A 14,785-nucleotide genomic window follows, 5' to 3' on the forward strand; every position below is an offset into this window, starting at 1 on the left:
CCCCCCTGCTGGCTCATGCCCCTAATTGTCCACCCCTCGGGCCGGATGAAAACGGGGCATCAGGAAAATCCGGCGCACGTGGCCGTCTCGAACGGCGTGTCGAGGGACAGAGCGAACGGCCGTACGAGGAACGGAGGTTGATGGCCGCCGGGCGACCCCACCCCCCACGGGAGGGCCGCCCGGCGACATCGGAAGTGACCCGGCCCCGCATCCCCTCGTGCGCTCGCGCACGCACGGGCCCGGATCACCGTCTCGCACGACCGGGCCGCCGAGGGCACCGGTCGAATGGCCAGATTGTGGCTTGGTTTCCTGGGACGCGGCTGTGAGCCGTGCGCACGGCCCCGCGCCCTTCGGTGCCCCCACCTTGGCAGAGTCACCTGAGGTACGGCGATGATGGGCGGCGGCGGGTTTGCGCCGTGGCCGTTTTCCGCCAGGCCGTACGGCGTGGACGGCTGGTTCTCAGGGGAGGGACGTGGGTCGATGCTGGCAGCGATAGGCCTGGACGAGACGCACGAGTCGGCGTACCGGGCACTGGTGTCCGCGGGTGCCGCCGAGGTGGCCGATCTGGCCCGGCGCCTGTCGCTGGCCGAGCCGGACACCGAGCGTGCGCTGCGCCGGCTGGAGCGGCAGGGCCTCGCGGCCCAGTCCCCCGCGCGGCCGGGCCGCTGGGTGGCGGCCCCGCCCGGGGTGGCACTGGGGGCGCTGCTCACCCAGCAGCGGCACGAGCTGGAGAAGGCGGAGCTGGCGGCGGCGCTGCTGGCCGAGGAGTACCGGGCGGCAGCGGCCGAGCCGGAGGTGCACGACCTGGTGGAGGTGGTGACCGGCGCCTCGGCGGTCGCCCAGCGCTTCCTGCAGCTCCAGCTGGGCGCCGCCGAGGAGGTGTGCGCGCTGGTCACCGGCAATCCGGTGGTGGTCTCCGGGACGGAGAACGACGCGGAGGAGCAGGCGGCCGGACGCGGGGTCCGCTACCGGGTGGTGGTGGAGCGTGCGGTGCTGGACCTGCCGCACGGGCTCACCGAGCTGACGGCCGCGCTCGGCCGGGACGAGCAGGTGCGGGTGGTGGACCGGGTACCGACCAAGCTGGTGGTCGCCGACCGCTCCCTCGCGATGGTGCCGCTGACCTCGCGGACGGCCGAGCCGGCCGCTCTGGTGGTGCACGCGAGCGGTCTGCTGGAGCTGCTGGCCGGGTTGTTCGAGTCGGTGTGGCGCGAGGCGCTGCCGCTCAGGCTGGGCGCGTCCGGGGTGAGCGAGCAGCAGCCGGACGGCCCGGACGCCACCGACCTGGAGGTGCTGTCGCTGCTGCTGGCCGGGCTGACCGACGCGAGCGTGGCCAAGCAGCTCGACCTGGGCCTGAGGACCGTACAGCGCCGGGTGAAGCGGCTGATGGAGCTGACCGGGGTGACGACCCGGCTGCAGCTGGGCTGGCAGGCCTACGAGCGCGGCTGGGTGTCCCGCGAAGGCTCCCGGTGACCTGCGGGTTCTTGCGTCCTCCGGCACTCTGGGCAGATGGGAGCGTGGGAACTCCTGCTGGTCGGCGTGGTCCTGGTGCTCGGCCTGTGCGGAGTGCTGGTGCCCGGGGTGCCGGGGTCGTGGCTGGTGTGGGCCGCGGTCCTGTGGTGGGCGCTGAAGGACCCGCAGCCGGTGGCCTGGGGAGTTCTGGTGGGCGCCACCGGGGTGCTGCTGCTGTCGCTGGTGGTGCGCCGGGCGCTGCCGCCGCGCCGGCTGCGGGCGAGCGGCGCCACTCCCCGCACGGCGGTGTACGCCGGAGCCGGCGCGCTCCTGGGCTTCTTCCTGATCCCGGTGGTGGGCGCGCTGCCGGGCTTCATGGCCGGGATCTACCTGCACGAGCGGCTGCGGCTCGGCCGGCACGGTGAGGCGATGGCCGCGCTGCGCACGACGATGCGCTCGGGCGGCTCCAGCGTGCTCGCCGAGCTGTTCGCGTGTCTGCTGATCGCGGGGGCATGGCTGGGTGCGGTGCTGTGGGGCTGACCGGTCAGCCGGCGACGGCCGCGGCGCTGCCGGCCAGGGCGCCGGTCACGGTGTCGGCGACCGCGCCCATTCCCGCGTCGTTGAAGTGCAGGTGGTCGCCGGGGTCGTACCCGGGCAGGATGCGTTCGGGGGCGGCCGGGTCGCGTACGGCGGCGTCGGCGTCGGCGACCGCGTCGAAGGTGCCGCCGGTGCGGATGAACGCGTTGACCTGTTGCCGTACCGCCTCGCGGGCCGGTGTGTACGCGGAGTAGCCCCCGAAGGGGGTGAGGGTGACGCCGACGGCCCGGATACCGCGGGCGTGGGCGCGGGCGACGAGGGTGCGGTACGCGGCGGCGAAGGCGGCGGGGTCGTTCGCCTCGGGGGTGCCCTTGATGTCGTTGATGCCCTCGAACACGATCAGGGCCCGCACCCCGGACCGGTCCAGGGCGTCGGCGTCCAGGCGCGCCAGGGCGCTCGGTCCGACGCCGTCGCGCAGCAGGCGGTTGCCGGCGAGGCCGGCGTTGAGGACGCCGAGCCGGTCGTCGCGCAGGTGCCGGGCGAGCCCGTCGGGCCAGCGCTGGTTGGTGTCGGCGGTGGAGCCGGTGCCGTCGGTCAGGGAGTCACCGAAGGCGACGACGCTGCCGGCGCCGGTGCCGAGGACGTCGACGCCGGTGACGTAGTACCAGTAGGCGATGGCCGTGGTGTACGCGAAGCCGTCCTCGTCGGCCGCGTGGCCTGCGCCGGCGGGGGCGAGGTAGCTGGTCTGCAGGGCGGTGCGGTGGTAGGTGGCCGGCCCGGAGTCGACCGGGGTGAGCACGGTGACCAGCAGGTCGGCGGCATCCGGTACGGGCAGCTGGACCGGGTCGGTGACCAGGTCCTGTCCCGCCGGGACGACGGCCGTCGGGGCGCCGCCGAAGGTGGCGGTGCGCAGGCTGCCGAGCACCGCGTCCGCTCCGGCGCCCCGGCGCAGCGCGACCGTGACCGCACCGAGTTGCAGGGGCGCGGTGCCGAACCGGTTGCTGAGCCGGATCCGCACGGCCGTGCCGCCGACGCTGAGGTGGACGACGTTGCGGACGGCGGCGCCGGGGAGCGCCGATGCGGTGCCGGAGGGCGCCGTCTCCCAACTGCCGCTCCACACCGGCGTCGTGGGCTGGGCGACGGCCGTCGCCGTCGTGCCGGGCAGCACTGCGAACAGGAGCGCCACGAGGACCCGTCCGACCTTGCCCATGCCTGCGCCCGCCCTTCCCCGTGCCCGTCGCAGGCGACCGTCCCACACGCCCGCCCCGGGGCGCCGGAACATCCGCACCGGTCCACCCGCTCGGCGTAGGGCGTCAGACACGGCGGACGCTCAGGGCCGCCATCGCGGTGCTTGGTCGTCCGGTCTGTCGGGGCTCGCGAAGTGGAAGGGGACCGAGAGACGGGCGGCCAGGGCCGTGCCTGCCCTGGTGGCCGCCGCCGAGGGATGCAGCGGGCCGTGATCCTCGTGCTCTCCCAAGTGCCTTACGGCCGTGCTCCGGTAGATGGTGACCAGCCGCTGCTCGCCGGTGGGCTCGGCGGTGACGGCCAGCAGATCCACGAACCAGTCGTGCGTGGTGTCGCCGTCCCGGACCGCCTCGATCGCCAGGACGCGTCCGGGGCAGCCGGCCGCACGGGCGGCCAGCGACTCCAGGTCGAGGGGGCTGTCCGGGGTGCGGGCGATCCTGTCGCCGTGGTGGAGGTAGCGGTCGTGGGCGACCGTCTGGGCCTCGGTGAGCCCCAGACCGTGCGCACGTCCCACTTCCCGAACGACACGGACCGCCTGCAGCCGGGCGTCCTGAAGCACGTACCCGTCGACCTGTCCGCGGATCCCGGCCGGCAGCAGATTCCACCACCCGGTCCTGGCCGTGTCGGTCATCCGGAGCCCCCCGTCTTCCCTGTCCCGAAAGGGAAACCCTAAGCCGACGGCGCGCCCTCCAGCGTCAGCAGCCACACCTTGCGCTCAAGTCCGCCCGCGTACCCCGTCAGCGAGCCGTCCGCGCCGATCACCCGGTGGCAAGGGCGCACGATGAGCAGGGGATTGGCGCCGATGGCTCCGCCGACGGCGCGGACGGCGGCGCGCGGGGCGCCGATGCGGGCGGCGATCTCGCCGTAGGTGGTGGTGGCGCCGTACGGTACGGAGTCGAGTGCGGCCCAGACCCGCTCGCGGAACTCGGTGCCGTGGGTGTGCAACGGCAGGTGGAACTCCTTGAGTTCGCCCGCGAAGTAGGCCATGAGCTGTTCCTCGGCCGCGCGGAAGGGGCCGGGGTCGTGTCGCCGGCCGTCCAGGACGCTGCGTCCGCCCTTCTGGCCCGGCATGGACAGTGAGGTGAGCGCGCCGTCCGGGTCCGCGGTGAGCAGGAGCCGGCCGAGCGGCGTGTCGACGCCCGTCCAGTAGGTCGCTTCCATCAGTCTCTCAACTCTCCTGTGATGCGCAGATGTTGGGCGGCGTAGGAACGCCACGGCCGCCAGCTGTCGGGTACGTCCACTCCGGGTGGAGTCACGTCGGGGTCGCCGAGGGCGCGGGCGCGCAGGGCGGCCACGGCGGACGGGGCCAGGCCCGGCAGGGCGAGCAGCCCCTCCTGGGCGGCGTCGCGGTCGGCGCCGGGGTCCAGGCGCACGGTGCCGTCGGCGAGGGCGGCGGCCAGCGCGCCCAGCGGTCCGCCCAGGCCGGCCTCGGCGAGGGCTGCGGCCTCCGGGAAGAGGTGGGTGAGGCTGCCGCACGGGGCGTCGAGTGCCTTGCCGTACCGGCGGACCAGGTCCTCCGCTCCGGCCACGCCCACCAGCGCCCGTACGGCGGGCTCCAGCGGGTCGACGGCGCCGGGTGAGCGCAGTCCGGGCCGGGCGGCGACCAGCGGGGCGAGCCGCGGGTCGGCGCCGAGCCGTTCGTCCACCGCGTACGGGTCGGCGTCGAGGTCGAACAGCCGCCGCAGCCGCTGCACGGCCGTGGTCAGATCCCGTGGGTCGGTGAGGTGCAGGCGCGCGTCGAGCCAGCCGCCCGGATGCGTGCCGCCGCCCGCCTTCGGCCCTTGGGTGCGCTCCTCGACGGCGACGAGCCCGGTGCCGTACGGCAGGCGCAGGGTGCGCCGGTAGGTGCGACCGCCGGGGGCGCCGCTCACCTCCTCGACGCCGGGTACGGCCTCCCGGGCCAGCTGGTCGAAGACGGCGGCGGCCTGGTACGGGCCGCGGTAGGCGAGCCGGAGGGGGATGCCCGCGCCCGGGGTGGCCCGGCGGGTGCCCCGGCCCCGTGGTGCGGCGGCCCGTACCTCGGTCGGCGTGGAGTCGTACACCTCGCGGACGGTGTCGTTGAACTGCCGCACGCTGGCGAACCCGGACGCGAACGCGATCTCGGTGATCGGCAGCTCGGTGGTCTGCAGCAGCACTCGGGCGGTGTGCGCCCGCTGGGCGCGGGCGAGCGCCACGGGTCCGGCGCCGAGTTCGGCGGTGAGCTGGCGCTGCACCTGCCGGGCGCTGTAGCCGAGCCGGGAGGCGAGGCCCGCGACGCCCTCGCGGTCCACGATCCCGTCGGCGATCAGGCGCACGGCCCGGCCGACGGCGTCCGCGCGGACGTTCCACTCGGCGGACCCGGGCACGGCGTCCGGCCGGCACCGCCGACAGGCCCGGAAGCCGGAGCCCTGCGCGGCGGCGGCCGTCCGGAAGAACCGCACGTTGCGCCGCTTCGGGGTGACCGCAGGGCAGCTGGGCCGGCAGTAGATCCCGGTCGTGGCGACGGCGAAGAAGAACGCTCCGTCGAACCGCCCGTCCCGGCTGCGCACCGCCTCGTACCTGGTGTCCTCGTCCATCACGTGTTCCAGTGTGAGGCGTGGCGGCGGGGCGGGCTGGCGGAAATCGGACGCGCAGCTGGGCGGCGGCCTAGGGGGCGGAGTCGTCCCACTGGTCCAGGAGCTCGTCGGCCGTCCGCGCGGGCTCCTGACGGTCCTCGTGCAGGGGCAGCTCCGCCCAGATCACCTTGCCGCGGGCGGTGTAGCGGGTGCCCCAGCGGGTGGCGAGCCGGGCGACCAGGAACAGGCCGCGGCCGCCCTCGTCGGTGTCCGCCGCGCGGCGCAGGTGCGGGGCGGTGCTGCTGCCGTCGGAGACCTCGCAGATCAGGCTGCGGTCGTGCAGCAGCCGGACCCGGATGGGCGGGGAGCCGTACCGGATCGCGTTGGTGATCAGCTCGCTGAGGATCAGTTCGGTGGTGTACCCGATGTCCGTGAGCCCCCAGGTGTCCAGGGTGCGGGCGCAGGCGGCGCGGATCGGGGCCACGGCCGCCGGATCGGCGCGCACCTCCCAGTCGGCGATGCGGTCGCGGTCCAGCAGCCGGGTGCGGGCCACCAGCAGGGCCACGTCGTCGCTCGGCCGGGCCGGCAGCACCGCGCCGAGGATGTCCGCGCAGGTCTCCTCCGGGGTACGGCCCGTCGTGCCGGTCAGTGTGGCGCGCAGCTGTTCCAGGCCCGTGTCGAGGTCCCGGTCGCGGTCCTCCACCAGCCCGTCGGTGTACAGCACCAGCCGTGATCCCTCGGACAGGATCAGCTCGCGCGCCTCCACGGGCATGCCGAAGCCCAGGCCCAGGGGCGGGGAGACGGGCACGTCGGGGAAGTCGGCGGTGCCGTCGGGCAGCACGAGGGCGGGCCCGGGGTGGCCGGCCCGGGCGACCGTGACCCGGCCGGCGACGGGGTCGTAGAGGGCGTACAGACAGGTGGCCCCGGTGATGGCCGAGCTGCCGTCCTGCTCGCCAGTCTCGTCGCTGTCGATCCGGCTGACCAGCTCGTCCAGGTGCGCCAGCAGTTCGTCCGGGCTCTGGTCGAGGGCGGAGAAGTTGTGCACGGCGGTGCGCAGCCGGCCCATGGTGGCGGCCGCGTGCAGGCCGTGCCCGACCACGTCGCCGACGACCAGCGCCACCCGCGCACCCGGCAGCGGGATGACGTCGAACCAGTCGCCGCCCACCCCGGCCTGCGCGGGCAGATAGCGGTAGGCCACGTCGAGCGCGGACTGCTCGGGGACGCCGCGCGGCAGCAGGCTGCGCTGCAGGGTCACGGCGGTGGTGTGCTCGCGGGTGTAGCGGCGTGCGTTGTCGATGGCGAGGGCGGCCCGGGCCACCAGTTCCTCGGCGACCGCCACGTCCTGCTCCTCGAAGGGTTCGGGCCGCTCGGAGCGCCAGAAGCTGGCCACGCCCATGAGGATGCCGCGGGCGCGCAGCGGGATCACCATCATCGAGTGGAGGCCGTACTCGATGATCCGGCGCGCGTCGACGGGATCCTGCTCCTGCCAGCCGGTGAGGTCGGGCAGGTGCGCCTCCAGTACGGGCTCTCCGGTGCCGAAGCCGATCGCCTGCGGGGTCTCGGAGCCGAAGTCGATGAGGGTGCCGACCGGGTACAGCGGATGGTCCTGGCGGAGGCCGGTGAGGGCGGTGCGCCGCACCATCGTGCCCTCCGGCTCGTGGTCGCCCCGCAGGATCGAGTCGACCAGGTCGACGCTGGCGTAGTCGCTGAACCGGGGGACGGTGAACCGGGTGAGTTCCTCCGCCGTCCGCTCCATGTCGAGGGTGGTGCCGATCCCGGTCATGGCGTCGTACAGCAGGCGCAGCCGCCGCTCCGCCTCGGCGGCCTTGCCGGTCAGAGCCCGCATCTCGGTCGTGTCCCGCAGCGTGACGACACTGCCGGGCGGGCCGCCGTAGGGCGCGGTCGGCCGGACGCTCACCGCGAGCATCCGGTCGCCGGCCTCGCGGACCTCGTCGGTGGCGCGCTGCCCGCCGGCCAGCAGTGCGGCGAGGTCCGGTTCGAGGCCGAGGTCGGTGACCCGCCGGCCGCGCACGTCCTCGGGCAGGTCGAGCAGGCGCCGGGCCTCGTCGTTGACGAGCAGCAGCCATCCGTCCTCGTCGACGATGAGCACGCCCTCACGGGCGGCGTGCAGTACGGCGTCGTGGTGGTCGTACATCCGGCGCAGCTCGGCCGGGTCCAGACCCCGGGTCTGTCGTCGCAGCCGGTGGCTCACCAGTCCGGATCCGGTGGTCGCGAGCAGCAGCGCAGCACCGGCGGCGGCGAACAGGAGCGGCAGGTGCTGCGCCACGCGCGCGTGCACGCTGCGGACCGTGATGCCGACGGACACGAGCCCTACGACCTTGCCGCGGCTGTCGAGGACCGGGACGGTGGAGTCCACCGCCCGGCCCACGGGTGTCTCGAACGTCGAGGTGTACCGATGCCCGGCGAGCGCCTCACGGTACGTGCCGCTCACGCGCTTCCCGATCAGGCGCGGGTCGGGATGGGTCCAGCGGTATCCGGCCGGGCTGAACGCGACGACGTAGTCGACGCCGGAGCCCTTGCGGGCTGCCTCGGCGCGGGGCTGCAGGAGCGCGCTGGGGTGGGCGGAGCGCATCGCGTCGAGCGTGCCGGGGGCGTTCGCGAAGCTCTCGGCACCGACGAGCGAGCGTTCCCGCGCCCCGGTCAGGCTCGCCTGCTGGGCCTGCAGCACCAGGACCGTGGCGGCGGCCGCGCCGACGAGCAGCAGGATGACGAGCTGCAGGACGAACATCTGTCCCGCGACACTGCGCAGACCCGACGGCGGACGGCGGGGCCGCCCCGCGGCGACCGGGGACGCCTCGGCAGGGGCGGGAGCGTCCCGCACCCCGAACAGGCCGAAACGCCTCTTCATGGTCTATTTCTACATCAGAGGCAGGAAACGGACGTGCCGCCCGTGCTGGAGCACTGCGGTTCCTGGCGGGCGCCGAAGCCACCCGCCAGGAACGCGCCCTCACCCTCGGGCCCCTAGTTCCATCGGCCCCGCTTGGCCTCCATCGCCGCCTTGCCCTCCGCCCCCTTCCGCTTCCAGTCCTTGCGGATCTCGGAGCGGAGCCGGGCGTCCGTCTTGGCGACGATCCACTGGTTCTCCCGCATCAGCTTGCGGTAGCTGTCCAGACGGCGGACCGGGAGGTCACCGCTGTCCACCGCGGCAAGGACCGCGCAGCCGGGCTCGCGCTCGTGGGCGCAGTCGTGGAAGCGGCACTGCTCGGCCAGTTCCTCGATCTCGGAGAACACCTGCCCGACCCCGCTCTCGGCGTCGAACAGGCCGACGCCCCGCAGCCCGGGGGTGTCGATGAGCACGCCCCCGGAGGGCAGCGGCAGCAGGTTGCGGGTGGTCGTGGTGTGCCGCCCCTTGCCGTCCACGTCACGGGCGGCCTGTACGTCCATGACGTCGTCGCCGACGAGGGCGTTGGCGAGGGTGGACTTGCCGGCGCCGGACTGCCCGAGCAGCACGGACGTGCCCGAGCCGACGAGGGAGACGAGCGCGTCGAGGCCGTCGCCGTGCAGGGCGCTGACGGTGAGCACGGGCACGCCGGGCGCACTCGTCTCGACGTCCTGGACGAGGTGGGCCAACACCACCGGGTCCGGCACGAGGTCGGCCTTGGTGAGCACGACCACGGGCTGTGCGCCGGACTCCCAGGCCAGCGCCAGGAACCGTTCGACGCGCCCGAGGTCGAGTTCGACGGCGAGGGACACGGCGACGACGGCGTGGTCGACGTTGGCCGCGAGGATCTGCCCCTCGGACCGCTTGGAGGAGGTGGAGCGCACGAAGGCGGTGCGGCGCGGCAGATACGTGCGCACGTAGCGGGGGTTGCCGCCGGGTTCGACGGCGACCCAGTCGCCGGTGCACACGACCCGCATGGGGTCGTGCGGGGTGACGAAGGCGGTGTCGGCACGCAGCACACCGCCCGCGGTGACCACGTCGCACTGACCGCGGTCGACCCGGACCACCCGTCCGGGCAGCAGCCCCTCGGACTCGTACGGGGTGAACGCGTCGGCCCAGGCGTCGTCCCAGCCGTAGGGAGCCAGCGCGGTGAAAACAGCAGAGCTGGAAGTCAAGGGAGACCCTTCACAAGGGTGGCCCCGGCGGGCGCGTTCAGCGCAGGTCGGTCAGCCGGTGACCACGGAGGTGGACTTGAGGAGTTCCTGGATGAGGGCAGCGCCCAGCGCAGTGACAGCCATTCGGTCGACACCTCCTCGTTCAGCTCGTGCGGTCGGGACCGACACTAGGGCCGGACGGCGGCAGCGCGCCACCGGTTTTTCGCGTGCACCCGTCTTTTCCCCGCGCACCCGTCGGCGGTGTCCGCGCTCACCGGCAACTTCTGACGACGGCGACGTTCGTGACGTCACGGAGCGGCACCACGACGGGATCGTGCCGTCCCGGGATCCTCAGCCGGAACCTGCCACCGTCGGCGGAGGTCAGCGTGCCGCAGCTGGGCCCGCCGGGGTGGCTCACCTTGAGGTAGACCGGTTTGTCCTTGCCCGCGTCGGCCGGCGCCCACCAGGTGACGACGATGCCGGCGAGCAGCAGGCTCAGCGCGACGGCGACGAGGTACTGGGCGCGCCGCAGGCGCCGCGCCGCTGCGACGGCCAGGGCGACCTTGTAGGCCGCGACGGACCCGTACCGGCCGTGCACCGCGCTCAGCGTGGCCGCCCGGGGGCGGGTGCCGGCCTGCGCCGCGAGGGACTGCCACAGCCCCATGAGCGCCGCGAGCAGGCCGCCGCCGACGAGCACGGTGAGCGCGAGGCGCCAGCCGGTGGACAGGTCGCCGGTGGTGTCCCGCCCTTTGATGACCACACCGGTGGTGACCAGGGTGATGAAGGCGGTGAGCCCGTTGCGCCAAGTCTCGGCGGAGCTGCGCACAGTGTCCAGGGAGGCGGCCGACATGACGGCGAAGGCGTCCCGCTCGGCGATGTCGAAGGCGGTGGGAGCGCTGGAGGGCCTGCGCGGACGGTACCCGGTCACGACGCGCCCGAAGTCGGGTCCTGCGCGCCCTCGGCCACCAGCTCCACCCGGAAGGTGACTCCACAACCGGTGGTGTTCTCGGGCGCGTTGGCGTGGGCCACGCCGCAGCCGCAGGTCACATCGACCCGCACGAAGGCGGGTTCCAGGGCGCCACCGGCCACGCCCGGCCCGCCCCGGCTGCCGGTGAAGTCACCGACCGCGGTGTGGTCCTGGACGTCATGGAGCTGTCCTGAGCAGCGGGGACAGCAGCCCCACACCCAGGTGGTGAGGACGCCGCCGTCGACGACCTTGACCTCGGCCTGCAGCAGCTTCTGCTCCAGCAGGTCGTAAGCCCGGTCGGTCCAGGTGAACTCCGAGGTGGCCAGCCAGGGTTCGGCTGTGTTGTGCTCCGGTGAGGCCACGGTCCCCCTCCTCTGCCGTGTGCGGGTGGCGCGCGCCACTAGAGTGGCATGATGCGGGACCGCCTCATCGCCGAACTCCTGGGTCGTGTGGCGCGCTACGACGAGCAGGGGGACGACTCGGCGTTGTTCGCGGACGACGCCCTGGAGGACGCCAGCCGTCTGCGCGAACTGATGCTGTACGACGGGCCGTCGGGCAAGCAGGTACTCTCCGTGCCGGCGCTGCAGACACTCATCTGCTTCCACGGGGCGCGCCATCGCGCACGGCCAGGGGGGAACGCCTACACCGACTTCGGCCTCATGTTGCGCCTTACGGCCTTCCACGCCCGGCTGTTGCCGGACCAGGTGCCGGAGGACTTCCCCAAGGCTCTCGTCGCCATCCGGATACGGGTCGACGAAGTCCGGGCTCGCGCCCTGCAGTTGTTCCACGCGTACAGGAGCAGCGGAGATCCGGAACTCCTCGACCAGGCCGTGCATCAACTCCGGTGCGCGGTCAACCTGGCGACGGAAGGGGACGACCTGCGGGGACTGACACTCACTCAGTTGTCTGCTGCCCTCGACACCCGCTACCACGCCACGAACCGGCGGGAGGACCTCGACGAGGCGATCGAGACGCGTGCAGCCTCGATCGCCTCGACGGATCGAGGCCACCCCGAACTGGACCTCCGTCTCCATAAGTTGTGCCGAATGCTGGTCATCCGGCATGAACTCACCGGAGACCGGCGGGACCTGGAGCGCGCGGTGGACGCGGCGCGGCAGTCCGTCGCGGCTGCGCGGCCCGGCACCCCTGCCCGGCCGCGCCGGACGGCCCTGCTGGCCTCGGCGCTGGGCCGGCTCGCATCCGTGCCGGACTCGGGAGCCGAGCTTGCGGAGGCCGTCGCGCTCGTGCGGGAGGCGGTCGGCTCGGCGGACTTCAGCGCCGCCGACTCGCTGGTCGACGTGGCGGACGTGGCGTGGAAGCTGTGCGAGAGGTACGACCGTGAGCATGATGCGGCCGATCTGGACCTGTCCGTCGAGCTGCTGTGCGACGTACTCGACTCGGCCTCCGGGGACGCGCTCGCGCGCGTGCGGTCGGAGCTCGGGAAGGTCCTCTTCAGCCGGCACCAGAGGACGGGTGACCTGGCGGACCTCGACCGCGCCGTCGAGCTGGCGGGACTGGCGGCGGCCGAACCGACGGACGACGGCGACCTGCGAAGGCGGCGCCTGACGAACCTCTCCCTCTCGCTCAGGGCGCGTTACGAACGCCTCGGCTCTTCCGAGGACCTCGATGAGGCCGTACGCGTCGGGACGCAGGCCGTATCAGATGCGGTGGACGATGGGGCCGCCCTGTCCGGGCTCAGCATGGCCTTCGCCCTGCGGTACGAGCGCACGTTGGAGGCAGCGGACCAGGAGCAGGCCGTGCGGCTGGCCACCCGGGCGGTCGCCGCCTTTCCGGCGGACAGGATCGACGCCAACCGCGCCGCAGCCCTGTCGCACCTCGCCCGGGTACTGAGCACCTCGCTGTGGAAGACGTTCGATGCGGCTGTGCTCGACCGCATGATCGACCTGACGCGCCAGGCCGTGGCCGCGTGTCCCGCGTCGCACCCCGATCACATACGCCTCCTGGGTGACCTCGCGCACGAGTTGGTGACCCGTTACCGGCACGCCCGGAGGCCGGAGGATCTGGATGAGGCGATCCGGACCATCGAGTCCACGCTGGCCGCCGCACCGGCCGCCCATCCCTCCCGCCGGGCCCACCTCACCATCCTGGCGCAGGCACTGACCAGCCGTCCGGACGCCGGAGTCGAGGACCTCGACCGCGCCGCGGCCCTGTACCGGCAGTCGGTGTCCATGGCGGGCGAGGACATCCTCACGGCGCGGGCCTGGCGGCACCTCGGTGACACCCTGAGAGACCGCTACAAACGCAGCGGCGACCTCGACGACCTGCGCAAGGCCGTCAACTGCTGGCGACACGTCGCGGATCTACCCGCCGTCTCGATCACGGACCGTGTCGAAGCCTGCGCCGACTGGGGAGTGGTGGCCGCCGCACTCGGCGACCTGAGGTCCGCCGCCGAAGGGTACGACCGCGCCGTTCTCCTGCTGCCTCAGCTGGCCTGGCACGGTCTGCCCCGGGCGACCCGGGAGAAGCACTTGGTGGACATGGCCGGGCTCGCCCCCGCCGCGGCCGCCTGCCACATCCTGACCGGCGCGCCGGAACGGGCGGTGGCGATCCTGGAACAGGGCCGGACGATCAGCCAGAGCCAGCTCCTGCAGACCCGGGGCGACCTGTCCCTGCTCGCGGAGCGGGATCCGGCGCTGGCGGACCGCCTGCTGCGGGTGCGTGAGCGGCTGAACGCCCAGCGCCTGCCGCCGGGGAGAGCCGCCACGGAGGCCCCTGGTGACCCCCTGCTGTCTTCGCCGGGTCCGGAGCAGCAGGCCGAGGGGCGGGCCGCGCTGTGCCGTGAGTGGGACCGCCTGCTCGCCGAGGCGCGCCGTCTGGAGGGCTTCGAGCACTTCCTCGCGCCGGTGCCCTACGCCGAGCTGAGCGCCGTGGCCGACGGCGGACCGGTGGTGGTGGTCAATGTGAGCCGGATCGCCTCCCATGCCCTGGTGGTCCGCGCGGCGGAACCCGTCGAGGTCGTCGCGTTGCCCGATGTGAAGAACACCGATCTCGTCCAGCAGGCCCAGGTCTTCCTCAACGTGCTGCTCACCCGCCGTCGCGGCGACCAATCCTTCCTGCGCCGGGAGCGCGACCGGCACGCGGTGCACGACGTGCTGGAGTGGCTGTGGGAACGCATAGCGCGGCCCGTGCTGGACCATCTCGGATTCGACGGCCGGGCCGGCGAGCCACTGCCCCGCCTGTGGTGGTGTCCCACGGGGTTGCTGACCCTGCTTCCACTGCACGCCGCCGGTCGACATCCGCGCCACCGCGCCGCGGGGAACCACGCCCGACAGGGCGCGGCGCAGTCCGTGCCGGACCGTGTCGTCTCCTCGTACACCTCGACTCTCACGGCGCTGCGCCGCGCCCGGGAGCGTGCGGGTGACGGGGCCTTCCGTGGCCTGCTGACCGTCGGGATGCCGGAGACCCCCGGTCGCCCCGCGCTGCCCGGGGTGGAACGCGAGTGCGGCGGGGTGCGCGCGCACATCCCGGCGACCGGCGGCACGGCGGGCGATCTGATCGGCCCGAAGGCGACGCCGGGAGCCGTACGAGAGGCGCTGCACCGACATTCCTGGGTGCACTTCGCCTGCCACGCCGAACAAGACCTTATGGATCCTTCGCAGAGCGCCTTCCTCCTGTACGACGGTCAGCTCACCGCCGCCGGGCTGCTGGAGCTGCACCTTCCCTCGGCGGAACTGGCCTATCTCTCGGCGTGCGAGACGGCCACCGGCGGAGTCAACCTCCCGGACGAGGTCATGCATCTGGCGTCGACACTGCAGACCGCCGGATACCGCCACGTCGTCGCCACCCAGTGGAGCATCCAGGACGGATCGGCACCGGACATCGCCTCACGCTTCTACTCCGCGCTGATCCGCGCCGGTCGGCCGGATGCCGACAGGGCCGCCCGCGCCCTGCACGAGGCGCTGGCGGAGCACCGCGCGCACAATCCGACCGATCCCCTGCGGTGGGCGGCATTCCTGCACGTCGGCCCGTGAGCCGA

The 14,785-nt window shown here is 73.6% G+C and carries 11 protein-coding genes; 3 read left to right on the forward strand and 8 right to left on the reverse strand.

What is annotated here, in order from left to right:
• Nucleotides 1-480 precede the first annotated feature (480 nt).
• Nucleotides 481-1,470, forward strand: coding sequence for a helix-turn-helix domain-containing protein (locus tag ACIF83_RS11155; RefSeq protein ID WP_398138360.1), 990 nt, complete (start codon nt 481-483; stop codon nt 1,468-1,470).
• A 36-nt stretch (nt 1,471-1,506) separates the two neighbouring features.
• On the forward strand, nt 1,507-1,989 hold the full coding sequence (locus ACIF83_RS11160; RefSeq protein WP_393473205.1) for a DUF456 domain-containing protein: 483 nt from the start codon (nt 1,507-1,509) through the stop codon (nt 1,987-1,989).
• 4 nt (nt 1,990-1,993) lie between these two features.
• Here the strand turns inward: ACIF83_RS11160 and ACIF83_RS11165 are convergent, their stop codons facing one another.
• The 8 genes from ACIF83_RS11165 to ACIF83_RS11200 all read right to left on the reverse strand — a co-directional run bounded on the left by ACIF83_RS11165 (nt 1,994) and on the right by ACIF83_RS11200 (nt 11,150).
• Nucleotides 1,994-3,196, reverse strand: a complete 1,203-nt coding sequence (locus ACIF83_RS11165) for an SGNH/GDSL hydrolase family protein (protein ID WP_399725617.1) — start codon at nt 3,194-3,196, stop codon at nt 1,994-1,996.
• A 120-nt stretch (nt 3,197-3,316) separates the two neighbouring features.
• Complete coding sequence (locus ACIF83_RS11170; RefSeq protein ID WP_399725620.1) at nt 3,317-3,862, reverse strand: hypothetical protein; 546 nt, start codon at nt 3,860-3,862, stop codon at nt 3,317-3,319.
• Between the two features lie 38 nt (nt 3,863-3,900).
• Nucleotides 3,901-4,392, reverse strand: a complete 492-nt coding sequence (locus ACIF83_RS11175) for a methylated-DNA--[protein]-cysteine S-methyltransferase (RefSeq protein ID WP_399725623.1) — start codon at nt 4,390-4,392, stop codon at nt 3,901-3,903.
• On the reverse strand, nt 4,392-5,786 hold the full coding sequence (locus ACIF83_RS11180; RefSeq protein WP_399726289.1) for an AlkA N-terminal domain-containing protein: 1,395 nt from the start codon (nt 5,784-5,786) through the stop codon (nt 4,392-4,394). Before ACIF83_RS11180 ends, ACIF83_RS11175 begins: the two co-directional genes overlap by 1 nt.
• Before the next feature lie 70 nt (nt 5,787-5,856).
• Nucleotides 5,857-8,634, reverse strand: coding sequence for a SpoIIE family protein phosphatase (locus ACIF83_RS11185; RefSeq protein WP_399725626.1), 2,778 nt, complete (start codon nt 8,632-8,634; stop codon nt 5,857-5,859).
• A 113-nt stretch (nt 8,635-8,747) separates the two neighbouring features.
• A complete protein-coding gene (rsgA, locus tag ACIF83_RS11190; RefSeq protein WP_393473219.1) occupies nt 8,748-9,842 on the reverse strand; it encodes a ribosome small subunit-dependent GTPase A in 1,095 nt (364 codons plus the stop codon).
• A gap of 250 nt (nt 9,843-10,092) precedes the next feature.
• Complete coding sequence (locus ACIF83_RS11195; RefSeq protein ID WP_399725630.1) at nt 10,093-10,749, reverse strand: hypothetical protein; 657 nt, start codon at nt 10,747-10,749, stop codon at nt 10,093-10,095.
• Nucleotides 10,746-11,150, reverse strand: coding sequence for a hypothetical protein (locus ACIF83_RS11200; protein ID WP_399725633.1), 405 nt, complete (start codon nt 11,148-11,150; stop codon nt 10,746-10,748). Before ACIF83_RS11200 ends, ACIF83_RS11195 begins: the two co-directional genes overlap by 4 nt.
• Nucleotides 11,151-11,201: 51 nt before the next feature.
• Here ACIF83_RS11200 and ACIF83_RS11205 point away from each other — a divergent pair, with 51 nt between their 5' ends.
• Nucleotides 11,202-14,780, forward strand: a complete 3,579-nt coding sequence (locus tag ACIF83_RS11205; protein ID WP_399725636.1) for a CHAT domain-containing protein — start codon at nt 11,202-11,204, stop codon at nt 14,778-14,780.
• Nucleotides 14,781-14,785: the final 5 nt, after the last annotated feature.

Source organism: Streptomyces sp. NPDC085866 (assembly GCF_044541035.1).
In the GTDB taxonomy this organism is placed as follows: domain Bacteria; phylum Actinomycetota; class Actinomycetes; order Streptomycetales; family Streptomycetaceae; genus Streptomyces.